We start from the raw sequence: 24,813 nt of genomic DNA, 5'->3' as shown, positions 1-24,813 counted from the left end.
CCATATTTATTTGAGCTTCCTCAGATTCCTAATTTCTTCCGGCGTTATGCTACTTTGAGCCCTGGTAAAGTTTGAACGGACATAGCTTATAATTTCTGCCAGTTCCTGATCTTTCAGAAAACCAAATGCCGGCATCTGCTGATCATATTCCTTACCTTTTACTTTAATTGGACCTGAAATACCATTCAAAAGAATTTCAATCAATTTCTTGTTTTCTCCCAGCACCTGTTCTGCATCTCTTAAAGGGGGAAATACTCCAGGAAGGCCATTGCCATCTTCCTTATGACAGGAAGCGCAATACTGATTGTAAAGAGCCTTTCCAGTAAGCACCTGCTTTTCAACTGCATTATCTGCATTTGATATCAGGATCTCATTTTGTGCCGAAGACTTACCAAGTGGAGCTATCCTGATGATCCTATCATCTTTTTCATTCGAATATTTGTTGGTTCGGTTCCAGTCGTGGTTACTAGTGGATACAAAGACTTCACCGGCAGGAGAAACACAAACATCGCGCAGCCGCCCAAATTGCTGGTCGAGATAAATATTTTCTGAAATGATTTTATCACCGGCTTCATTCAACTTTAAAATCCGAAGATCACTTTCTTTAAGCGTGGTAACCAGCAACGAATTCTTCCATTGTGGTATAGCTGAGGACCCATAATACGCAATGGAGGAAGGAGCAATAGTTGGTGTCCATGCTTTTAAAGGATCTGTTACCTGATTGCTTGCAGAAAAAATTTTCTCTGCCGGGCTGTCGCAAATCCCGGTAACATTCGGATAACCGTAATTTCCATTTCTTGTGATGAGGTTCACTTCATCATCAGTAGCATCTCCATGTTCTGAAGTATACAGAAGCCCTTGAGCGCCAAAAGTCAAACCCTGTGGAACCCGAAATCCCTTCGCCCAGACGTAGCTTCCCTTCTGAGGATTATCTTCTGGAACGCTCCCGTCTAAATTAATTCTTAAAATTTTTCCGTTGAGGGTATTTGGATTTTGTGCCGCCTTAGCATCTGTAAGATCACCAGTGGCTAACATGAGTTTATCGTCTGGGCCAATAGCCAGGCGGGCACCCATGTGACCTGTATGAGCTGGCATCTCTAGAAGTATTTGCGGTAGGATTAATGAATCTGCTTTCCAGGTGTACCGTACAAGTTTTGTAAATGCTTTTTTATCTTTCAGAAAAGAATAGTAAACAAACAAATAAGGATTTTCTTTCATCCTCGAATGGAGCACCATACTAAGCAAACCCAGGCGTTTCCGATAGTAATCTCCTATTCTCAGCATTAATTTATGATCTCCGTTCAGTGGATTTACACTGCTGATACTTCCATTCTGTTCGCTGTACCATATTCTGTTATCGGGTCCCCAGAGCATTTGCCATGGGACTTCCAGGTTGGAAATGATGGTGTTGTAGCCAATCCTTACTGAATCTGCACGTGATTTTACAACTGGACTGACAGCCCCACAATTTAGGCCAACGTAGCAACTTGTTGACAAAAGCAACATGATCAGCACTATCCTTATTTGATTAAGCATCAGTTTCATTAGATATAATTTTGCTCATTACTTATAAGTCTTGCCTTCCCAATCATCGGTACGGAAAGAAGAGGCCGGCAGCCCCTCTTTGTTATATAAATTTGCCCCCAAGGGATTATCTGCCCAGGCATACCTGACTGCAACGGGATGCTTAACTTCTTCTGCCCATATTACTACAGAATTGTTTTCTATTCTCGTTTTTGCCCAAACTAATTTCTTATCATCTCCTGCTATTGCAAAATATTTCAACTCTTTACCACCTTTAGCCAATAATCCCATTCCTGTGTTCTTAAAAGTAATAATGACTTTATCTTTTTCAATACGCATTTTATCGTAAGTTGGTCCAGAGCTTAAAATATCCCTATTATAAGCGGTCTTTAGTGCCGCTAAAGCAAGGCGCTCTCCTACAGTTTTCTTGTTTAATGGATGGATATCATTGGTTTCACCAATATCATGTATAACTGCCATACCTGTATTTGATAATCTAAGCGCCATTGATTGTGCCTCTCTTAACTCCGCCCAGGAAGACTCAGCGGGCTGATCTCTTAATTTTCCATAGTTAGCCAGTTGCACATATATGAAAGGTAAGTCCCCCAGCCTCCATTTGTTTCTCCAATCGACGATTAAATCAGAAAACAATTTACGATATTCATAAGCCCTTCCTGCATTCCCTTCCCCCTGGTACCATGCCACACCTTTTATTGTGTAGTTTGTTATAGGGGCAATCATACTATTGAATATCGCTGTTGGTTTTATATTAAACTTAGTGATCCTTTTTGAGGGTAAGGGCTCTAATTTAGCCCCAACATTATATTGCCAATCGTCTCTTAAGTCTATATGAACATCCCCTGAAATAAACTCATACTTCTTGTCAGGATAAAAACCACCCGGCCCATCCGGATTAACAATGCGGACTATAATACGGTTTTTACCAGCTTTTACCAGCCGTCCTGGTACATTATAATTTCTGGACTGACCTCTCATATAAGAATGGCCTACTTTTACACCATTAAAATAAGTACTATCCTTATCATCAATTGCTCCAAAAAAAAGAACAGCATCTTTACCCGCAAGTTGAGATGGAATGTCAATTTCTTTAATTAACCAAACAACACCAGGCAGATTCTTTATATCTGGTTTATCCCAAAATCCCGGAACAGTTAATGTATTCCAGGATGAGCTATTAAAAGACGGATCAATCCAATTATTTCCATTATGAGCTTGTCCAATATCTTGCTTGACAGAAAGGGTGTTCCATTTGTTACTTATAGCTTTATCTGCTGTTGAAATTGCTTTTATTATTTCAGGATCTTTATATTTATTTGCTTCTGCAATAAAGTTTGGAAATTCCTTTAATCCGTCTTCACTCATCCATGCCTCTGCTACCGTAGCGGAATAGCTCGCATTTATAATACCAACTGGAATTTGAGTCTCCTGATATATGTTCCTTGCAAAAAAATAGCCTACAGCTGTAAATTTCATTAATTCTTCAGGGTTGGCTTGTATCCAGCCCTCGGACTCAACATCCTCTTGTACCGAAAAACTCCAGGATGGTTTAATTAAAAATTGTCTGATATTCTTATTCGTTGAAGTCTTAAATTCCTTTTCGTACTTATCCTTTACCCTCTCCATTTTGAATGCCATATTCGACTGCCCTGAACATAGCCAAACATCACCTATTAGAATATCATTGATTTTTATTTCATTTTTCCCTTTTATAGTCATTGTATATGGCCCACCTGCACTCATTCCAGGTAGTATTAATAACCATTTCCCTTCTTTTGAAGTCAGGACTGAATATGACTTGCTATTAAAATTAATTGTTATTTTTTCACCCCCATCAGCCCAACCCCATATTTTTAACGCCTGGTCTCGTTGCAAAACCATACCATCACTGATTAAAGCAGGAAGTTTAACTTTAGCAAAAGCTAAAGATGCGGAGAATGTCCATAATAAAAGCAATAGCTTAATTTTCATCTGACTCTTTTTTATGTTATTATAAAATACGAAATCATTTTTTTATTGATTTATCGATAAAAGCGGATTTCCCTTTGTAAACCATGCGGGAAGTCCAATCCACGTTTTCATCCGTCCAAAATGCATCAGAGGCAGGCAGGCCTAATACAAGAAAAGCTTGAGAACATAAATATAAGCTACCGGTACATATATAATTTTCGGCCAATTCTGGCTGGCTCCCGTAAAAACCAATCCTCAGCCAGCCCTGATCATCAAATGTGCCAGGCGCTTCAATTTGTTTTTTAATAACTGTATACAATGCAAACCTTACTTGTTGCGGGGTCAATTTAGGAGGAAGAGCTTTCATTAACGCAATCTTGGACAATAACTGAAAAGCTCCGAAGCGATAAGTAATAGAACGACCAAGTAAAGGATAAGTTCCCTCTGGTGATATGAGACGTTCCTGCACAGCGGCATATCTGCTGGCTCTGTCAAGAGCCAAATCATAATTATTTTCAGGATCAAGCCCATTCGCTTTAAGGACTTGTAATATTTCCAGGAACATGGGTTGAATTACAAAGCTGTTATAGTAATCCCAATGAAAATCAGGCCCATCTCCATAAGCTCCATCTCCCTTATACCATAATAACATTTGTCTTACCGCATAATCCATCCTCATCTTATCTCCCGAATTATCATATTTCTGTAAAGCTGCTTCAATAATAGCACTAAACAATAACCAATTATTGTAGCCAGGGCTAATAACTCTTGATGATTTTAATGCATTTAAAACATTATTCTTTGTTTTGCTATCCAAATTTCCCCATAACTGATTTGGCGCCCGCAATAGAGCCTGCGCTAAAAATGCGGCATCTACCAAAGGCTGCTTCCCTACATTAAAATTCATAAAATCAGGAGCTTTAGGGTCCGTTGCATTGCGGATACAAATGACAGAAAGTTCTATATATTTTTTGCGAAGTTTACCTTCTTCAGTATCATCAATACCTAATTCCAACCAGGGAGCCATTCCTGCCAATAACCGGCCAAAGGCTTCTAAATGCATAAAATCCTTCCTGGTATCCGGATATTTGGCTTCTAAAGGCATCCGTTTCTTAAGTTCATTTTTACTTAGTGCATCTAAAACAGGATGAGCAATCCGCACCAAGGTTTGCACATAATAATCTCTCTGCATTTTTCCATCTTCTGAAACATTTTGGCTGTATGCATAAAATGGAAAAGAGAAAATGATTATCGCAATAATTCTATTCATAATCGGCTATTTATAGAGATCTGTATAAAAAATCACTTAGATAGATTTCTATATCTTAACATTGCTTCAACATAATAATAATCCGCGTAAGCAAGTGGCACATCCACTTCTCTTTCCTTTGTAAGGTTTCCTACACTATGTTTTAGTATAAAGCCACCATTCTCTCTAGTGGGTGCTGTATAAGCGGGAGAAGAAAGAGATTTGATCATGGTTTCTGCAGCTTTTAGATATTTTTTCCCTTTTTGATTATCTGAATAAGTAGAAAGTTCAATTAGCGCAGAAGCCACCAATGCTCCTGCTGAAGCATCTCTTGGTATTACAGGATATTTCGAAGCATCATAATTCCAGCTAGAAGGAAATCCAGGTTGCCCGGCGTTAAAATCCCAATAGGGAATTTTATCTTCCGGAAGGTTTTTATGATTAAGGAAGAAATCTGCCATTCCTTGTGCGGTTTTTAGAAAACGCTTGTCCAATGTTTCACGATATGCCATTGTAAAACCATAAATTCCCCAGCCCTGTCCCCGGGCCCAGGTAGAATTATGTGCAAAACCCTGATAAGTCTGGCGACTTTCTACTGCACCAGTCTCAGGATTATAATTTACAACGTGATAAGAACTATAATCTGGACGCATATGGTTTTTCATTGCAGTTTCGGCATGTTTTATGGCAATTTTTTTAAAATTTTGGTCGCCTGTGACTTTTGATGCGAAAAATAACAGCTCGAGATTCATCATATTATCTATAATGACAGGGAAATCCCAATATTCCGGCCCGGTAAGCGACTTTATCCGATCCCAGGACTGAATACTCCCAACTTTTGGATTGTATCTGCTGCATAATGATTTAGCAGATTGTACCAGGACATCTTTATAAGCTTCTTTTTTTGTAACGCGATAGGCATTACCAAAACTTGTATACATCATAAAGCCCAAGTCATGTGTACCTTTATTGTCTTTCTGGCTTTCCAAAAATTTTAATTTGTCTTCAACTTCATGGAGTAACATGTCGTCTTTCGTGTACTCATAAAGATAAACTAAAGTACCCGGATAAAACCCGCTGGTCCAGTTTCTGGCAGTACTGGTTACTGAACCTTTTCCTTCTCCTTCATAAGTCTTAGGAAAACGATCTTTCGGTGTGATAGATTTCAGGTATTTATATTGCTTAACTGACTGATCTAAACTGTAATCAATAGTTTTTAATAATTCCCTGCCGGGGTTGATCGTGTTTTTTTTCTGAGCAAAAGAATATCCAACAATAAAGAATAGCAAAGAAACTGAAGTACTAAATATTAATTTCATTTTGATTTAGGGCTTATAATCATTCCTGTTATTTTCCAGCCTGAACCTTCACTATTCCCCAACTTTCTGAAGCTATTAAAGATTGATTAGAACGAAATGCAATTCCTGATTTTGATTTGCTCCAACCAGCTCCTTCGGGATTATCTGGACGATTCATAATTTTTAAATTAAGGGGTTATGGTAATTGTTACTTGTTTAACGACCTTTTGTTCTCCGTATGTATTAGAATTACTGGCTACAAATGTTGCCGTATAAGTGCCTTCTTCCAAATAGATATGACTGAAGTTTTCAGATTTCAAATTCTTAAAGCCTTTTACAGGAATTCCGCGGTCCGGGCCTAAATCTATTGAGCTTCCTAACGTCATTGCAGGAGAAATTGCCCAAACTTCTGAATTGACTGTGCCAAGGGAATTTGGCACCCTTAAGGTTATTAACCCTGAAGTTGGATTAACCGAGCTATTGTGAATAGCTGTATTCAAGAGAGAAGGGTCAGTAAATATATCAGGGAAATTATAATCATAAACGATTTTGAATCCTGTACCGCCAAATAAGGGTTTTGGATTTTCAGTCACATCCGTAATGGTAGAAACATCAATATTTCTTATAAACCAATTCCGTTGTGTTCCAGCTTCTGCATCAGGCTTTTTCTTATACCTGAATGCTATATATAGTGGCTTGCCCTCTTCAAATTCACTAATCAAATCTAACTTACCTGAATTTACAGCAGAAGCAACAGCACTTGTATTCTGTGATTGCGGGGCAAATTTATAATTTTTAGTTACTTCATTTTTCCAGGTCGCTTTAGTGACTTCATTATAACTGTAAATACCACTAAAATCAGTCGAAACCCAAACTGAGAGCAAATCAGGCTGCGTTCCATATTGAACATTTGTTGCAAATTCTGCAGTTACACTTTTTATATTTTCTTTCCTGCCATCTTTAAAATTATAATCATTCAGCATCTCCCCTGAAAAAAAGGTAATCTGATCTGCATCACCTGTAAAATTAAAGTTAACTTCCTGCCCAACTTTATATGTCGCTGAACTTACTTGCACATCAAAGGAAGGAGCTTCCACCTCCACTTTATTACATGCCGATAAATAGGAACCGGCAAATAACACAAGAACACAAAATCTAATATTTTTCATAATTTCTATTATTAATCTACCAACCTTTATTTTGAACCAATGCAGAATTAAGCCCCATTTCATAAGATGGAATTGGCCATAAAACATCTCTATCGCTCACGTTACGATAAGACCATATCACATAATCCAAACTAGAAGACAAATTGGCTTCTGCAATTTCATCTCTGACTAATCTCATATTCTTAATTAATAAGCCCCATCTTACTAAATCTCCTTTTCTTAATGATTCAAATGAGAGTTCTCTTGCACGTTCATCCTGGATAAATTTAAGGAACTCATCAGGCGAACTAATTGCCAGTGCCGGAACGTCAGAAGTAACTGTTGAAGAACTTAACACAGCTGTAGCAGTAGCGCCAACTCCTGCAGAAGAAGTGAATGTAACTGTTGGAGCACTTGTATAACCAGTACCTTCAAAAGTGACTGTAATACCTGTGATTTTACCACTCGTCACCAATGCCGAAGCTGTAGCTCCTTGTCCACCACCACCAGAAATAACAACATTGGTAGAAGAAGCAACATATCCGGTACCTTGTACATTAACATTAATTGATTTGACTACACTTCCAGACATTAATTTTCCATATGCTCTTCTTCTTACATAATTTACTGCTTCTATGGCTTCTGAACTTACTATCCCCGTACCTTGGCTTTCTGCCTCAGCAAACATCAACAATACATCAGAATAGCGTAAAATCGGATAATTTATAGGTGTGTAGACGTTTTCCTTTGGCTTAACTTCCTCATAAAAGCGCCTGTATTTTCCACAGTCACGTTGATAAATTTCTGTAATTGGTTTCGCTGTTTCCCTTGCAGGGTTTCCACTTAAAGAAAAAGGGGCAATAGACCAGTTCCTTCTTAAATCTGCTGAGTTCAATTGAGCGGCATCATCGTACCTTGCCCAATGCGTATATGTGGTATTTAAGAATCCATACGAAAACCCATGATTTGGATCGGCATTAGAACCTCCATTATATTGAATCCCATTATAATGGCCTATTTGACCAGCTTCTCTATATACACCTTGAGTATTTCCCCAGAATTCGACTTCCCAAATACTTTCTCCCACGTCATATTTATCAGAAGAATAATTTATAAATACTTGTCTGAAGTCGGGATTTAATCGATGGTTAGCCTCCGTATCATCCATGATCATTTTCGCCCATTTCCTAGCTTCCTCGTATCTTGAAAGATCACGCAAAGGATAACCAGCCATGTGTAGGTTAACCCGAGCTAGAAGGCCTCTTACAGCAGATTTACTAACCCTTCCTCCAAATCCTAAAGTTCTTATCCCTTTAACTTTAGTTTCTGCACTTTCCATGTCTGCTATAATTTGTGCATAAACTTCTGCTAGCGGTGCCCTAGGTATAGCAATATAATCTGTGGGCAAAATTGGCTCAGTAATTAAAGGTACACCACCAAAATTACTCGCCAGTAAAAAATAAAAATAAGCCCTTAAAAACAATGCTTCACCTTCGATAGCGGCTCTATTTGCATCAGATATTTTTTCAGCTTTATTAATATTTACAAGCAAGAGATTAGCACGATAAATTCCTTCGTAACAGGTTTGCCAAAATGCACTTATATGTGGATCAGTAGAATAGACACTATAAACGGACACACCAATGAGATCTGTAGCTCTATCATAAAAGCCCTCATCAGCATCCATTCCCATTCTTGTTATTCTACCCCCATACAATGTCCCATCTCCCAACTTCGAATATACAGAAGCGAGTGCATTATTTAATTGCTCTTCCGTTTTGTAAAAACTTTCTACAGTTAAAGTATCTTGTGGCTTAGTATCTAAAAATTTATTACAAGATGCAGCAATACATACAATGATTATTGCGCCAAAATATGATATTAATTTCTTTTTCATTTTTATCTCCTTAACGTTATAAAGTAACTTTGACTCCAAAAACCAATATTTTTGCTCGTGGGTATGCAGACCAATCGAATCCTTGTGTTAAGATCGAGTGTCTTGTAGATACTTCTGGGTCCATACCCGAATAATTAGTTACTGTAAATAAATTTTGAGCTGAAGCCGTCAGCGTTATGTTGTTAACACTTATCTTTTTCAGTAATACTTGCGGTATCTTATAAGAGAGTGACACCGTTTTTAATCTCAAATAGGATGCATCTTCTATATATAATGAAGAATATCTACCTAAAGGACCTTGTCCCCCGGCCCTAAACATGGTATTTGATGGATTTTCGGTTGTCCAGCGGTTTATATAGGTTGCGAATTGGTTACGGCTGTTTTGTGGCCTTCCTCCTTCAAAATAAATCCTGTTGGCATTGAACACTTCATTACCATAAGACCATTGAAAGAAGACATTTAGACTGAATCCTTTATAATTAAAATTGTTAGACAAGCCCCCAACATGCTTAGGCATAGGATTTCCTATAATTGTTTCGTCAAACTCATTAACCGTACCATCGCCATTAAGGTCTTTATATTTTATATCCCCGGGTTGAACATCAGCTCTAACATCGCCATTATCATGCATACTTGGTTTTAGCTGATATTTACTACCTATCAAATCAAAGTCAGACGTTTGATAGACACCATCAAAAACATATCCCATAAATAATGCGGCTTGTTGACCTACCTGTGCGGTATACAAAGAAGACCCATTATGTAATGCATCCCAGGTTACAGCACTTAGCATTCTGCTTTCATCTGAGGTAAGTGCCAATATTTTATTTTTGTTAAAACTGATATTAAAAGTGGTGTTCCAGCTAAAGTTTTTTGTGGTAATATTCCTGCTGCTAAGTGTTAACTCCAAGCCGTCATTTTGTATCGACCCAATGTTTTTGTAATTTTTACTGAATCCAAAAATTGTAGGAATATTTGCATTTAACAACAAATCTTTAGTTTTCTTTCTATATATATCAGCTGTAATGTCAATACGGTTTTTAAATAAAGATAAATCATAGCCTATATCTATTTGAGAGGTCGTTTCCCATTTCAAATATGGGTTACCTAATGAAATTGGGTAAATACCTTTAGTTGGATCCCCGTTATTAAATGAATAAGATTGTCCAATTGAAGTTCCCGACATTAACTCCTGATAAGGATAATCAGAAACCCGGTTATTACCCGTTAAGCCATAACTGATTCTAAGCTTAGCTTCTGAGATAAACTTATAGCGCTTCATAAAATTCTCTTCTCCCATTTTCCAGGCAAAAGCCCCTGAAGGGAAATAGGCCCATCTATTTTGAACAGGAAATTTAGAAGAGCCATCAGCTCTAAAGGTCGCTGTTAATAAATATTTTGATTTATAGGTATAATTTGCTCTCCCAAACAAGGAATTTAAGGTGTTGTTAGAGAATGACACTGACATACTTGAAGGTACACCCTCGTCCATACCGCCCAAGCCCAGAGACTCACTGGGGATGAGTTGACTACCCAAACCATAACGGCTGGTTCGTCTTTCCTGAAAATCAATCCCCCCCAGCACGTTAACATTATGATCACCGAATTTCTTTCTGAAATTAAGTGTAGAGGTAGAATTCCAGGTTACATTTTCATATAGTGCCAGCGATGCTTGAACACCTCTTGAATTGGACGGCAAAGTAGCTGAACCTCTGGTTGTTCCGGAATTGTAAAAATTATAACCGTTTCCGGAGTCTTTGATATAACCTGCAGTTGTTTTAAATTGTAAGCTCTTGCTAATATCGTAGGTGAGGTAAGCATTGGCATTTAAACTCGCGCCTTTAGATTGCCTGTCTTCATTTTCTAAGGATTTTACAGGGTTTATGGCGAACAAAGTTGAAGATAGACTTTCATCTACATCACCATCAATAAAATCTTCGTCTATATCACCACCGATAATTTCCCCATCCTCAATTATCAGCTCTTCTCTACCAGTTACCGGCCTGAATGCCCATGTACTATACATCAGATATCCATAAGCGTGCCCAGCGGTACCGGCATTACTTGCTGCGACTTGCCCAATCGATTTTTTATCGGAATAAGATAAATTCAGACCACTTCTAAATTTCTTATTTATGGTATGATCTAACGATACTCTTGCAGTTGCTCTTTTTGAACCACTATGAATAATTACACCATTCTGGTTATACAAAGAGCCTGAAATAGCATACTTAGTTTGCGCATTACCTCCTCTTATTGATAAGTTATGAATGTTTGTTGCGCCATTTTGAAACACCAGATCCTGCCAGTTTATACCCTTAATTTTCTTGTAACTTTCTAAGGTCTTACCATCTTCTTCGTAATCTGCATGTAAGGGGTCTAACTCAGCTCTTGTATAAATACTTTTTATGGCAGAAGAATAATTATTTCTTTCTAACTGATAATTAACAAAATCATAGGGGTTCATCATTTCCATTTGCTTGGTCACTTTCTGAAAACCGAAAGATCCGCTATAGAAAACGACAGGAGCACCTGCTTTTCCTTTCTTTGTTTCGATTACAACTACCCCGTTCGCTCCCCTGGCACCATAAATAGCCGTTGCTGATGCATCTTTCAGAATGTTCATTTCCTCAATATCATCCATATTTAAGGTTGAAGGATCAAATTCCTCAAATGGGAATCCATCAATAACATACAACGGGGAAGTACTTTGTGTTAAGGAACCTGCACCCCTGATGGTGATATTGACACCTTCAGAACCGGGCTGTCCATCTGAAGCGGAAACCTGTACCCCGGCAATCCGGCCTGCTAATGCTTGCTCAAAAGACATCACAGGCGCCTGAGCCATTTCTCCCACATTTACTTGTCCAACAGAACCCGTTAAATCTGATTTGGCAACCTCACCGTAACCAATTACAACGACTTCTTTTAAGGCCTTTTCGTCTGGTTGTAAAATAACATTTAGCTCTGTATTTCCTCCTACGGGGACTTCTTTCGCATAAAATCCTACGTAAGTAAAGACAAGTACATCCTTACTCGTTGCCGGAACCGAATATTTCCCATTTACATCTGTAAATATCACTTTATTGGTATTCTTAACTTTTATGGAAACGCCCGGTAAGGATTCCTTCGTTGTACCGTCAGTAACAGTACCCTTTATAGTTTTACTTTGTGAAAAGACATCGTCTATAAAACCGAACATGGCTATAGACATAGTAATTGCAAAAACTGATCTCCTCTTAAAACATCGTAATCTTCTTAACATACTGGTTTAGGTTTAGGTTAATGTTATTGTCATTTCTCTTTGTGAAGTACTTATGATGCCTGCATCAATGCGGTTACGTACCCGTATATAATTATGTATTTATTATTTTTTAGAATAAAACTATGCATGAATACAAACTGAAAAAGTTACTAGAAAGCGGTAACGTACACGTAAATTAATAAAAGTTTCTTAAATACCAAACAGTTAACTACTTATTTAAAAAAACTTTCTATTATATATACCCCTATGGGGCTTATCTTTTTCATTTACCTTATTTCCGAAAAAGTCTAATCCACCATTGTTTAATATAACCTTACCCGAATTTAAGGCGGGCGAATGAGCGCGAAGTTTATATCCGTCTAAAGTGTTTAAACCTATACTGCCTGTACCTGGATTGACAAATAAGGGATCACTGATAAGTTTGGCCTTATCTTCTGGTTCACCATCAGGGTGAAATCCGTAAAATAGATTATTACTGATTGTTCGATTTTGAATTCCTTTTCCTGAGCTTGCAAGGCCATAAGTGGCCTGTTTACTTTTATTGTAAATAATATTATTATAAAATCCATAGGTATGGCTATTATTTGCTTTTTCTCTAATAATAACCGGTGAAACATGCGCCCCAATGTAAAACACATTATTATAGACTTCAGCACCAGAAAATGCATAGTTAAAATACACCAAAGCTCCCTTATCATTTTGACTAAGGTTGTAACGAACTTTGATATTATCGTCTCTCTTATGCGTACAAAACCACACTAATCCATGTGCATTATCATGGCTGTAACTATATTGCCAAACCGTACCAGGACTATTAATATCAGGATCATAAAGACTACCATCGGCATCGGGTGAGCGATTCAAAAATCCCTCATTATATTGAAAAACAGTTCCGCTTACAGTCCTTGAAAATATAGTATTACCAGTAATATCCGTTGCAGTTTCATAACACAAATTATGTTCTACAACCCCACCCTCTGTCATTCTGATAATCATGGCATTTTTTGAGATGTGATGGATAGTATTATTTCTGATAATCAGATTGGTTATTTTTCTATTTTCCCATTGCTCCCCTTCCGGATAATCAAATACTGCCGTTTCATGACTGGTTGCGATCCCCTGGTTTTGGATATGATGAATGTGGCAATTTTCTATTAAAATACCATTGTATCTGGTAGATTTGACTTTGTCTGCAACAGTTGTAATATAAATACCAGCCGTACGCTTTTCTTTATGTCCATTTCCTATCATCCCCTTTATATGATGAATATGAAGGTTCTTTAAGTGAATGTGATTTATAGTTCCATAATTGGCAGCTTTTATCTCAACTCCCCTCCTATCTCCAGGAAGCTTAGCATCATTCACTATTTCAAGATTGCTAATCTCCCAGTATTCCTGATTATACAAACTGAATACACCTTTACCTTCCATTCCATTTCCATCAATCAAAGGCTTTGGACCAATCCCGTATTGATCAATGACTATTGGCTGTTTTTGTGAGCCTGAACCTTTTGGACAAAGTTGTCCTGTCCACCTACTTCCTGCCTTCAGCAAAATCCTTGTGCCCGGACCGAATGTCAGCGTATTCACTTTATTTAATGTTTGCCATGCCGACCGCTCTGATAGCCCGTCGTTATTATCATTACCGGTTTCTGAGTCTACATATACTGTAGATGTAACTATAGTTTGTGCAAACGAAGTATTAGGGATAAAAGATGGCAAGAGCGTAATTTGATTGATTTTTTTTGCATTGATCATTCGATTGGCATTGGCGGCTAACTTTTTAACCATGCTCGCATAACTGTCTTCCACAAAGGCTTCTCTTACCTGACGTTCATAACCTTTTAAAGTATATTTCTCTTCTTTATAAACTGTCTGCCGCATTTTTTCGAATTGTTTTTGCAAATCGTTAATGGTTATAGGGATTAGTCCCTCATCTACCAGCATTTGTTTTAATTGAATGAGTGCATTGCTAAAACGATAATCAAAAAAAGTCTGCTCGTCATAACTTACAGGACCATAAATCACTTGTTTATTCTCAACAATTTTCTTCCTGGATGTATTCGTATCTTCTAAATCCTTCAAAAAATCCTGATAATTTTTATACGGCCATAAATTCCTTTGGATCAATAACTTTTCCTGAACCTTTATTAGGGCGAGTGAATCCAAGGCCTTCTTTCTAAGTATTTCAACACTGTTATAAACTTCTGCCCGATAGCGCAACATTTCCCTCTGTAATTCCTGTTTTGAGATGCTGATTCCATTGACAGAACCTAAATCTGTTGTTTGTCCAGACGCTACTAGTCCAGAAATTAAAACACTGAGGAGGATGCTTAATAATTTATATCTCATGATGGCTTATTTGTAATTCAGAACTTAATGATAATGGAATTTTAGAAGTGGTACTCCATTTTTCAGGTAACCCCTTATTAAAATTTTCGTATTTATATTGGGCACATACGGAAATACCATAACCAAGAGTTAACAAGAACGTACCAATGCATTTCATTTTATAAATATCCATAATTACGGTTACGTACACGAAAATATAAATATTTCTTAGCTTTCAATGAACTTTATGAAAAAAATTAAGAAAAGAACAAAATAAAATCACCTGATAAAGAAAGGTTTACAATTATAGAACCGATAAAAGCCATCGCGAACAAAGCTTACTCAGAAATGAATTTATTATTTAAAATAGATTTTAAAAGTAGTCCCCACATTTACTACACTACTGGCATGAACTTTACCACCCATCGCTTCAATTTGGTTTTTAGCTATAAAAAGACCAATGCCCTTGGCATCCGGATTTCCATTAAATGTTTTATACATCCCAAACAGCTTGTCACCATGCTTTTCCAGGTCAATCCCGATTCCATTATCTGATATCTGTAAAACCAACTGATTATTTTCTTTGAAACAATCAATTTTTACTTCCGGCTTTCTACCGGGATGACTATACCTTATGGCATTAAATATAAAATTCTGTAGGATGCTTTCCAGGTAGGCAGGATTATAATCGACTAGAACATCACAATTTACAGGCTCCTTAATAACAGCATCCTTGGCAACGATTTCCTGATGGAGTGCGTTAATAGTTTTACTAATGTAATACTGAAGATTTAATGGTTCAACATTTATATGGATACTGTTTTTTATATTAACAATCTGGTTGAGGTTCATCAATGTTTCATTGAGTGAGGTTGAGGCTCTTTTCAACATACTCCCCAATTCTTTTCTTTCTTCCTCATTGCTAGCTTCGGCAATTAAACTTATTATGCCATCTATATTACTGGCATGGGAACGTAAATTATGTGAGACGATGTAGGAGAAGTCGACCAACCTCTTATTCTGTTCTGTAACCAATGTAATGGAATCATTCAATATTTTCTCTGCTTCTTTATGGGCAGTTATATCAATCATAATTCCACGTAACAAAGTGGGTTTCTGCCCATCAGAAATCACATTAACAATATCCCTTAACCAAACTAGAGTCCCATTCTTATTTAACATTCTATATTCGAATTCGTGAGACTTAAGTTCTTTTGTACACATCATACAATAATCCACAACCCAACTTCTATCATCCGCATAAATATGATCTGCCCAAAATGTTGGTGAAGCCAACCATTCTTCGGGAGTATAACCTAGTATTTGCTCCGACTTTTTACTGATAAAAGTAAACTCGAAATTGTCAGGTCTACCTTCCCAAACAATTCCATCTATGGTATTGATCAAAGAGGCTATTCTTAATTGCGAATGTTTCGCTTCTTGTTCTGCAGACATCCTTTCCGTCACATCTTCAACTATGCCAATGTGACTAGTTTGAATCCCTACATCATTCCATAATGATTTAACAGTTAAATTAGCCCATAATAAATGTCCGTCTTTATGCTTATAGCGCTTTAACAGTGTAAACTCATCAATTTCACCAGATTTCATTTTTTTCATCTTTTCAAAATCATCCGTTAGATCATCCTGAAAAGTGATAGACTGAAAATCGGTTTGATAAAGTTCTTCTTCAGTATATCCTAAAATAGAGCAAAATTTATGGTTAACACGGATGAAATTCCCTGTTTTCGAATCTACCTCCGCAATGCCAATTGGTGCTTTTTCAAATATGGTTTTAAAACGAAGTTCACTTTCCATGAGTTCATTGGCTTGTTTATTTACCAGCTGTCTCAATTTTTCCGGTTTCTGAAATAACCTATAGGCTTGTAATCCAAATACAGTTGCAAGTGCAAGTCCCAGTAAGAAAGAATAAACAAGCTGTATCCATATTCCGTTTTCATCGGCAACTACTATATATAATTTCCAGTCACCATCTGGTATAAGGATACTTTCGTAAGTAGCATTTTTGAAGTCCTTTTTAGTGCGTAAAAAGAATGTTTCCTTGCCATTCTTTTCGTTTTTCTTTGAAAATTGAAAAAAGAATTTGTTATTTTTATTGTTATAAATTCCTGCTTGTTCTAAAAACTTGTCTAACTTAAGTACAACCGCAGAAAACCCCCAGAATTTCCCATTATCAAATAATGGTAAACGCCCAATAATTCCGTATCCACCTTGTACCAATGGAATCGGACCGGAAAAATACATCCTTCTGCTATTTATAGTTCTTAAAGCACCGGCTGCAACTTCATTTGATCCTTTAAGGATATTTAGGCCTAAAGCTTTTTCGTTTCCTTTTAAAGGGTAGGTATATTTAATAGTGCCACCTGGCACCAACTGCACAGTCTGGATCATTGAATTCGAATCCACTAATTTCGCTCCCACTTTTTCGAAATCCACTGGTACTCCATTTTCGTCAAGTGTTATAGCAAGTGTTAATGTAGCTGTATAACTGTTCTTTAAGGATTGCTCTATATTTTGCTTTACAACATTAAGAATGCTCAACATTTCCTGCCTTTCAGCATCCCTAATGATAAGGTATTTCTGTTTCGTTATGAAACCTATAATAAGGAGCAGGAATAAAAACACGGATAAACCGGCAACTTTTGGTCGACTAAAAACCGCAGCCAACGAATCGAAAATACTTTTCTTTGAACTCATACAATTTGCATCATCAGGAACTAAAATTAGTTTCTGCAATGGGAGTCTCTAATATAACAAAATTGATATTGATATTTTAATGTGTCTACATCATCTGATTTTATTTATAATGATACTATTTTTACTTAAAATGAAGCTAATTAAGATTATTTTTAAGAAATTGACAACTGAATCTATTCCCATATTATAAAAGCGATGTTCCAAAGGATGAAAACATTTCTTAGTTTCCTAATCGCATTATGCTTTTTTGCCTGCAATTCTTAGACAGAAAAACAGTTGACCATTGAGGGGTTACAAATGCATTTCTTAGTGAAGCTTTTCAGAATGGATTGTTATGGGCGAAATACGATTTACGGTGCCATTAAACCCTGTAACACTCTTTGGTAAGCTTTCATGTTGAATCTGACTATGAGCATCTGCTTTATAGCCTTGGATCTCGGCTTTTCCAGGACTAGATTTTCTAGCTATTTTGATAATCTCATAAGATTTATAAGCGGGCTCATCATGGCCAATCAAACTCCTTGGGCCACCTCCCAGGCAGCCAGAATGCAAAAGTGTAACTTGTTCCTTCGATGCTGGATAATAGACATGTTGATGTCCTGATATATACATATCTACTCCATGATTTTTTAAGAAAAAAAGTGTCTTATCCGCCTCATCTAATACTTCTCCAGGTTTATTCTTTGCATCAACAATAGCATATAAGGGTAGATGTCCCAAAACAATCTTTCCCCGTGCTTTAATAGCAACTGAAGATAAGAGTTGACCTTGCATCCAGGTTTTGACTTCATCTGGAATAATTGCAGAAGAGGCATCCCAACTTATAAAGAATATATTATTCTTTATATAGGAAAAGTAATATGGGAAATGATGATCATCCACAAAAGTTAGGTTGATCTTTCTCTTATTCTGCAACCAAAATTTAGAAGCCGAGTTTCGATCATTAATGTAATTAGGCGAGGCATCATGATTACCAAGCGTAAACCCAAATGGGATACCTTGTTTATGAAGCGGATCTAACACAGTCGATTGAAAGCCATTCCACATGTTGTCCAATTGTTGGATGGTAAGTGATTTCTTTTGCCCTGCAACCATATCTCCTGCACATAAGACAAGATCAGGTTTAATGATTTCAATTTTGCTAATGATATCATGTACCTCGTTGCTATAGCTTACTGACCCATAACTATCATTCAAATCCGAAATCAATAATATTTTTAAATCCTTGTTACGTTTCTCTTTGTTGAGCCTGCTTGCGGAATTCAACTGGTAAGCCTTATCCTTGGTCCACATCTGTGTATTTTCAGGATGGGATTGTGCAGAGCTACTCTGAAAAAAGAGATTTGTCAGAACCAATAAAAACAGGCTATTTTTTAAAAGCATCTTATACATTTGATTATGTTAATCATGAAAGTTCAAATAGATTGTAGTTTTTACATTCTACTAAAAGTACGATGACGATTCTTTAAGCCATTTATCGCTACGAAAATAAAAATAATAAGCCCAACAATATAGCATGTATATACAATAGATTCATTTTCCTGATTACTTTGATTAGAGACTGAGATTGCTAGCAAAGCCCAAATACCGACCAACGCATACTCACGGAGATTTCTCATTCTGATCATAATAATATTGATAAGACCTGCAATACAAATCATGATTATAGTCCAGCTAAGATCAGAAATACCCCATCCGTCCCAATTGATCTTGGTAAGGAAAGCTGCAATATTAGCAATCAAAGCAACAGAAATCCATCCAGCATACAGTGCAAATGGCCAAAATACCAAAAGATACTTGATAAATGGATGTTCATCTAACTCCATACGTAGATTGATAATTATTTTTAACAGAGAAACCAGTATAACCACCATAAGAAGTACAGACATGCCTGTATAATCATACAACCAAGCTATGACCCACAGAGAATTAGCCATACACGATAATACAAACCACCAACCTACTTTACCTAATAAAGGATCCTCAACGTCTTTTTTAAAAAGTCCCCGCCCTGTGTAAAAAACAAAACCCAGTAAGCCAAGATAAATAAGTCCCCAGATAGAAAAGGCATATCCTGCTGGAGTAAAATAGTTGAAATATTTATCCGACATAGTTTTCATTGTATTACCGTTTAATATGCCGGTGTTAGAAAGGTAGTTAATCACTATGGTGAAAACTAAGGCAATGCCATTGGTTACTGGAAGTACTTTCTTCATATTTTCAATTATCACATCAGCACTTAATCAAAAAAATAAAAGCGCTGATATGATTACAACAATGACATCGTATTTGTTTTATTTTACTATCTCAATTTCATCACCTGTGCTTTTCATCCTAACTTTTATTCTTCCCGAGGTCGTTAAGTCAGCACCTGAAATTACTTTGCCAGCTTGCTGCTGTGCGATAAATGATAGAGATAACCCATTAGGACCAATCAGCTTTGCTCCTATCCCTCCATCAACAGGTATCATTTTAACCTGGTGCGCAACAGAAGCATTCTTTTCTCCTGGGATTATAAAATAAGCCTGGACAGTTTTCCCTTTCGATTTCTGGTGGATAACTCCTGTAGATATTGGAGTGTTTTTCTCTTGCTCTACTTTATAAATCCAACCTCTTCTTAAAGGCTCGGTTTGTCCACTCGCCGCACTTGCCTGCAAGCCATTTCCTTTAGTCGGCACCGGAAGTATTTGAAGATTAGATTTTTTACCCGTTAATACCAGGTTATCCTTACTAACCTGGTATTCAAATTCACTTTGAAATAGGGACTCGTACAAATGCTCCTTTGTATCTTCAGGATCCAGCCAGTCTAACACCAGCCATACCCCTGGTTTAATAAATAAAATATCTCTTTGATGACTGATTTTAACCAGAGGATCTGGGTTCTTTTCACCGATATAACGATAATCTGCATAACCATTTTTGTAAGTGGCACTTAGAAAATCAGATTTATCATTACTTACCCAGATAGCATCATTTGGTTTATTATTTTCATATAAAATCCGTTGTCCATAACGATACTGGCTTAATCCATCTGGAATGACGGTATTATGTGCCAAAGAAGATTGATAGTACTTTCTCCATGGGCTCTTTCTATTGTATATATAAAATCCTGGATCTATTAAAAATAGTTCACCATTGGCAAACAGCTCAAAGCTCAGTTTATCTTCCTGTTGATGAGCAGCACCATATGGCCCTGCTTTTATTACCATATAGTTATCATTTTTACCCCAACCAGACCGCATGACATAATAACCAGCCCAATTTAGCGCTACAGAATTATAAGGGGGTTTAGTCCCACTTGTCCCGCTGCTACCAAACCAATTTAAAACACCATTATCATTTATAGCTCTGGAGATCCCCCTGATTTTTTTACGGATATCCTTACTATCGCCATGCGATTGTACCATTTCATTGAAAGCTGGAATAGTGCCATCTGGCCTGGAAATCTTAACCAAAAACTCTCCCATACTTTTCAGTTTCCCGGTAAATGCGTCAGGTGCAGAAATTCCGGCAGATTGAGATACAGCCATGAATTGTGCAAAGCTACCCATTACCCCTTGATGATACCTTGGACATAATTCCTTTTCCACTCCGTCCGGATAAACGACATGCTCCATCTGATCTAATCCTCTTTCTAGTGCCCATTTGGCCCATTCTGTAGATTTTTTTAGTTCAGGAATTGCTAAAGATGCTTTTTGTAATACTTGTGCATCTACAACACCCATATTATGATAGCCCAGATAAGGATATTTTTCCATCCTCAACAAATGATTGTTTATTCCCTGAAGAATGGTTACAAAGTCTTTACTACTTAAAGAAGGAGATTCCATCACCGAAAATAAGCCTAGAATGGTCGCGTTAAGCCTGGCTGATACTGATAACTTACTATAGACGAGCCAGTCTATTTCTACCGGAATGCGACTATCTTGTTTTTCATTTAAAGGAACCGGGAATTTCTCTATAAAATCCCGCATTAGATAAATGGCTTCTGCAGCAAAGCGTTCATCATTGGTTTTTCTATAAGCAGAGACAATTTCAGGTAGGACTCTAAATCTAACCGTATTTACAACCCATTCCGGATTTACATCCTTCCCCCCTTTGGCAGTTGGATTGTATAACCAATCAATTCCATTACTGAAAGTATGGGTGGCACCCTGATATGAATAAGTCCGCTCCAATAAGCGTTCTGCTTCTTTTTGTTTTATACCATCGGACCTTAACTCTGATATGCTATATACCTTTTGTGCATAGCTTTTGTGCTTAATGAAATAAGCATGGAGCTCCTTGGCTGCTTTTGAAAAATCTTTCTTTTCGACCGCAGACTTTACCTTGCTTAAACCGGATATTTTATAATCAAACTGACTGTAGAAGTCTTCCTGGCTTAAGGAAAAAACAGGGTAATCATACAAGGGCTTTTCCATCTTTATCAAGGCGGATACTTTGGTAAAACTGGAAAGCATAATGCTCGTTAGCAATAAGGTTAGTAACCTTACTAAATGTTTTTTTTCTATATAATTCATTCAAGAAATCTATTTAAGGCTCTACTTTAATTTCAACTTCTTTAACAATCTGCTGACTGGCATATAAATTTGTATTGGCAGCAATAAAAACTACCTTATAAATCCCATCTTTGGCAAATGTATAGCTGAAATCATTAACTGTAGGATTGCCATAGCCCTTAATTGCTGTGGCGTAATCAGTCCCGAGATTAATATCGTCAGCAAAGTATGCCGGACTGATTCCCCATTCATCTATAGTCGGTTTTTGAGGCGTTCCATTTGCGGGAGCTATTGGATTAAAAATCATGATTGAAGCTGACCATCCATCTGAACGGGAAGTGATCGGGTTATCGCGCGAAACCAATTTAAACTTAGTATTTGAGTAGGTCCCCAGATTTGAGCGAACTCCTGAAGCGGTTAATAAATCCAACTTAAAAGAAGACATCCTCCACCTCGTACTGGCAACAGCTGGTCCAGTTGGAGAGTCAAATTTAAATGCAATATAAAAAGGCTTTCCAGGTAGCTTTAAATCAGAAATATTAACCACCCCTGATTCAAACCAACCTAAATTACTTCCCCAGGCGCGAGGTTGAGCGATGATAAATCTACTGCTGATGTCTTGCCAAGTAGCATTATTGACATGATCATATTCATAAACCCCATCAAAATTTGTAGAGAACATCACCTTAAAAGTAGCTGGAGAAGCAACAGGCAATGATGGGGCAGTAGCCTCCTGGTCGTGTGTTTGAAAAGAAAGCGTCACTTCAGTAATATTATCTATCCGAGGCTCTTGTCTGAAACGATAGTCGCTACCAGCTTCTCCTGAGAAGAAGGATATCGTTCCCGGATCTCCTGAAAATTTAAACTTTACAGGCTCATTAACTTTAACGGTTGCAGATTCTACACTCACATCAAAGCTTAGCTCAGGCAGTTCTTCTTTTTTACTGCATGCTCCTAAGGATACCGTTAAGAGCAGTGCTAAATATATATGTAATTTCATCGAAATGTTTTTAGTAAATATTACCACCCTGGATTTTGCACTAAACCCTGATTTAAACCTATCTCCCTTGCAGGTATTGGCCATACCTCATCTTTCTGCCGAACATTTGTAAAATAGCGGCTATGTACTGACCATGTGCTGGCAGCACCTGTTACCATATCCTGGGCTTCATTTTGCATATTCTGATAGAATATCCCCCAACGTACCAGGTCACTCTTTCTTAAATTCTCAAATGCCAGTTCTCTGGTACGTTCATCTTGTAACAATTTGAGAAAATCTGCTTTGGTGCCAATCTCAGCAATGGTAAAATCTGCTTTTGTAGCTGCAATCTGGCTAATAACAGCAGTTGCAGTAGCACTTTTACCACCAGTACCTGTAATGGTAACTATCGGTGCAGAAGTATAACCAGAGCCCTCATCAGTGATGGAAATATCTGTGATCTTACCACCAACTACTGTTGCGGTTGCAGTAGCCCCTGTTCCACCTCCACCCGTAATAGCGACTGTAGTTGTAGCTGGATAGCCTGTACCTTGATTAGTAATTACTATATTTCTCACCAATTCTGCCTTCAGATTTTTCCCATATCCTCTTCTTCTTACTTTATTCAGCGCTTCTACTGCTTCAGGTGTTGGTCCTTCATTAACCATATTATCTGCCTCTGCAAACATCAGCAGCACATCAGAAAAACGTAATAAAGGATAGTTCTGAGGAGTATCATTTTTTGATTTAGGTTTAATCAGTTCATACTCCCTTCTCCATTTTCCGCTTAATCTGCGGTACATATCTGCAACTGTGGCTGGCGGATAAACTTTTGCTCCATTATGTGCAGCGCCATAGTAAAAAGGTGCTATAGTCCAGTCTCTTCTTAGATCATTAGAATATTCTAAAACTACCGATCCAATGGTTTTGCTTTCCGAACCATAAAGCATAAAGTGACTGGCTGTAGTTTGTATATAGCCATAAGCATATCCAATCAAATCGTTTGTTGCATTATCTGTGTGATGTGCCCTGATGCCATTGTTACTGCCCACCCGTTTAGACTCGGAATATGTACCATCTGCAAAACCCCAGAATTCAACCTCCCAGATACTTTCTTTCATATCATATAGATCCTGGGCATAATTGATAAAAATTTGCTTGTAACTGGGATTCAAAGCATGGACATAACCATCAGCAGGATCAGGATCCATTACCATTTTGGCCCATTTACGAGCCTCTGCATATTTAGACACATCATTAACAGGATGACCGGCCATGTGTAGACAAACCCTGGCCAGGATTCCTCTAACGGCCGACTTAGATATTTTACCACCAAAGCCAACTTTACCTGCAGTACTAACCATAGCTTCGGCTTCGGTCATTTCTTTAATGATAAAATCATAAATCTCTCTTTTAGAAACACGAGGGAAATTCGTTTCGGTCGGCGAATCGTTGGTTTTTATTTTTAGAGGAACATCGCCAAAATTAGTCACCAATAAAAAGTAATAATAAGCCCTTAAAAACTTGGCTTCTCCAATTATCGTATTTCTCTTACCTTCGTTCATTGTAGGTCGGCTGACGTTCTCCAATAGCACATTTGCACGATTGATACCATCATACATGGCTTGCCAAAATGCAGTCACCAATGGATCAGTAGCAGCCGTTTCGTACACAGAAACTCCAGTTTTTTCATTTCTTCCATAAAATGCCTGATCAGCATCCAGCCCCATCCGGCCTAACATATTTGAGCCATAAGTATTATTACTCCCCAAAATATCATAAACAGAAATCAGAGCTCTGTTTAAATGGTCTTCTGTAGTATAGTAATTCTGTTTGGATAGAAAATCTTTAGGCTCTGTATCAAGAAAGCTTTTACAACCACCTAATGCAAAGACTACAATAAGTACAATAGATTTAAATATATATTTCATATTCGT

At 37.4% G+C, this 24,813-nt stretch carries 15 protein-coding genes; all 15 read right to left on the bottom strand.

The window, feature by feature from the left end; genetic code table 11:
- Positions 1-6: 6 nt before the first annotated feature.
- The 15 genes from WC623_RS05970 to WC623_RS05900 all read right to left on the bottom strand — a co-directional run bounded on the left by WC623_RS05970 (position 7) and on the right by WC623_RS05900 (position 24,807).
- A complete protein-coding gene (locus WC623_RS05970; protein ID WP_372848930.1) occupies positions 7-1,545 on the bottom strand; it encodes a PQQ-dependent sugar dehydrogenase in 1,539 nt (512 codons plus the stop codon).
- Positions 1,546-1,563: 18 nt separating this feature from the next.
- Positions 1,564-3,513, bottom strand: a complete 1,950-nt coding sequence (locus WC623_RS05965) for a sialate O-acetylesterase (RefSeq protein ID WP_372848928.1) — start codon at positions 3,511-3,513, stop codon at positions 1,564-1,566.
- Between the two features lie 34 nt (positions 3,514-3,547).
- A complete protein-coding gene (locus tag WC623_RS05960; protein ID WP_372848926.1) occupies positions 3,548-4,762 on the bottom strand; it encodes a DUF2264 domain-containing protein in 1,215 nt (404 codons plus the stop codon).
- Positions 4,763-4,794: 32 nt separating this feature from the next.
- The gene (locus WC623_RS05955; protein ID WP_372848924.1) at positions 4,795-6,060 is read right to left on the bottom strand and encodes a glycoside hydrolase family 88 protein; all 1,266 of its coding nucleotides are present in this window, start codon (positions 6,058-6,060) and stop codon (positions 4,795-4,797) included.
- Between the two features lie 28 nt (positions 6,061-6,088).
- Complete coding sequence (locus WC623_RS05950; protein WP_372848922.1) at positions 6,089-6,217, bottom strand: hypothetical protein; 129 nt, start codon at positions 6,215-6,217, stop codon at positions 6,089-6,091.
- A 10-nt stretch (positions 6,218-6,227) separates the two neighbouring features.
- Positions 6,228-7,208, bottom strand: a complete 981-nt coding sequence (locus WC623_RS05945; protein WP_372848920.1) for a DUF5017 domain-containing protein — start codon at positions 7,206-7,208, stop codon at positions 6,228-6,230.
- 16 nt (positions 7,209-7,224) lie between these two features.
- On the bottom strand, positions 7,225-9,084 hold the full coding sequence (locus WC623_RS05940; protein ID WP_372848918.1) for a RagB/SusD family nutrient uptake outer membrane protein: 1,860 nt from the start codon (positions 9,082-9,084) through the stop codon (positions 7,225-7,227).
- A gap of 16 nt (positions 9,085-9,100) precedes the next feature.
- Positions 9,101-12,349: a SusC/RagA family TonB-linked outer membrane protein gene (locus WC623_RS05935; protein WP_372848916.1), complete on the bottom strand. Its 3,249-nt coding sequence runs from the start codon at positions 12,347-12,349 to the stop codon at positions 9,101-9,103.
- A 216-nt stretch (positions 12,350-12,565) separates the two neighbouring features.
- On the bottom strand, positions 12,566-14,701 hold the full coding sequence (locus WC623_RS05930; protein ID WP_372848914.1) for a hypothetical protein: 2,136 nt from the start codon (positions 14,699-14,701) through the stop codon (positions 12,566-12,568).
- 336 nt (positions 14,702-15,037) lie between these two features.
- Complete coding sequence (locus WC623_RS05925; protein WP_372848912.1) at positions 15,038-17,398, bottom strand: PAS domain S-box protein; 2,361 nt, start codon at positions 17,396-17,398, stop codon at positions 15,038-15,040.
- A gap of 306 nt (positions 17,399-17,704) precedes the next feature.
- Positions 17,705-18,790: a metallophosphoesterase gene (locus WC623_RS05920; RefSeq protein WP_372848910.1), complete on the bottom strand. Its 1,086-nt coding sequence runs from the start codon at positions 18,788-18,790 to the stop codon at positions 17,705-17,707.
- A 41-nt stretch (positions 18,791-18,831) separates the two neighbouring features.
- Positions 18,832-19,614: a hypothetical protein gene (locus tag WC623_RS05915; protein WP_372848908.1), complete on the bottom strand. Its 783-nt coding sequence runs from the start codon at positions 19,612-19,614 to the stop codon at positions 18,832-18,834.
- Positions 19,615-19,692: 78 nt separating this feature from the next.
- Positions 19,693-21,918, bottom strand: a complete 2,226-nt coding sequence (locus WC623_RS05910; protein WP_372848906.1) for an alginate lyase family protein — start codon at positions 21,916-21,918, stop codon at positions 19,693-19,695.
- Positions 21,919-21,931: 13 nt separating this feature from the next.
- The gene (locus WC623_RS05905) at positions 21,932-22,897 is read right to left on the bottom strand and encodes a DUF5017 domain-containing protein (protein ID WP_372848904.1); all 966 of its coding nucleotides are present in this window, start codon (positions 22,895-22,897) and stop codon (positions 21,932-21,934) included.
- Positions 22,898-22,917: 20 nt separating this feature from the next.
- Positions 22,918-24,807 (bottom strand): RagB/SusD family nutrient uptake outer membrane protein, encoded by a 1,890-nt coding sequence (locus WC623_RS05900; RefSeq protein WP_372848902.1) that lies wholly within the window; start codon positions 24,805-24,807, stop codon positions 22,918-22,920.
- Positions 24,808-24,813 lie beyond the last annotated feature (6 nt).

This window comes from Pedobacter sp. (assembly GCF_041645105.1).
Taxonomy (GTDB): Bacteria; Bacteroidota; Bacteroidia; order Sphingobacteriales; family Sphingobacteriaceae; genus Pedobacter.
This window is presented reverse-complemented; position numbering and strand designations above follow the sequence as displayed.

Bases quoted from the DNA above. Each gene is read 5' to 3' on its own strand.
- WC623_RS05970 (WP_372848930.1), bottom strand. From the start codon at position 1,545: ATGAAACTGATGCTTAATCAAATAAGGATAGTGCTGATCATGTTGCTT.
- WC623_RS05965 (WP_372848928.1), bottom strand. From the start codon at position 3,513: ATGAAAATTAAGCTATTGCTTTTATTATGGACATTCTCCGCATCTTTA.
- WC623_RS05960 (WP_372848926.1), bottom strand. From the start codon at position 4,762: ATGAATAGAATTATTGCGATAATCATTTTCTCTTTTCCATTTTATGCA.
- WC623_RS05955 (WP_372848924.1), bottom strand. From the start codon at position 6,060: ATGAAATTAATATTTAGTACTTCAGTTTCTTTGCTATTCTTTATTGTT.
- WC623_RS05950 (WP_372848922.1), bottom strand. From the start codon at position 6,217: ATGAATCGTCCAGATAATCCCGAAGGAGCTGGTTGGAGCAAATCAAAA.
- WC623_RS05945 (WP_372848920.1), bottom strand. From the start codon at position 7,208: ATGAAAAATATTAGATTTTGTGTTCTTGTGTTATTTGCCGGTTCCTAT.
- WC623_RS05940 (WP_372848918.1), bottom strand. From the start codon at position 9,084: ATGAAAAAGAAATTAATATCATATTTTGGCGCAATAATCATTGTATGT.
- WC623_RS05935 (WP_372848916.1), bottom strand. From the start codon at position 12,349: ATGTTAAGAAGATTACGATGTTTTAAGAGGAGATCAGTTTTTGCAATT.
- WC623_RS05930 (WP_372848914.1), bottom strand. From the start codon at position 14,701: ATGAGATATAAATTATTAAGCATCCTCCTCAGTGTTTTAATTTCTGGA.
- WC623_RS05925 (WP_372848912.1), bottom strand. From the start codon at position 17,398: ATGAGTTCAAAGAAAAGTATTTTCGATTCGTTGGCTGCGGTTTTTAGT.
- WC623_RS05920 (WP_372848910.1), bottom strand. From the start codon at position 18,790: ATGTATAAGATGCTTTTAAAAAATAGCCTGTTTTTATTGGTTCTGACA.
- WC623_RS05915 (WP_372848908.1), bottom strand. From the start codon at position 19,614: ATGAAGAAAGTACTTCCAGTAACCAATGGCATTGCCTTAGTTTTCACC.
- WC623_RS05910 (WP_372848906.1), bottom strand. From the start codon at position 21,918: ATGAATTATATAGAAAAAAAACATTTAGTAAGGTTACTAACCTTATTG.
- WC623_RS05905 (WP_372848904.1), bottom strand. From the start codon at position 22,897: ATGAAATTACATATATATTTAGCACTGCTCTTAACGGTATCCTTAGGA.
- WC623_RS05900 (WP_372848902.1), bottom strand. From the start codon at position 24,807: ATGAAATATATATTTAAATCTATTGTACTTATTGTAGTCTTTGCATTA.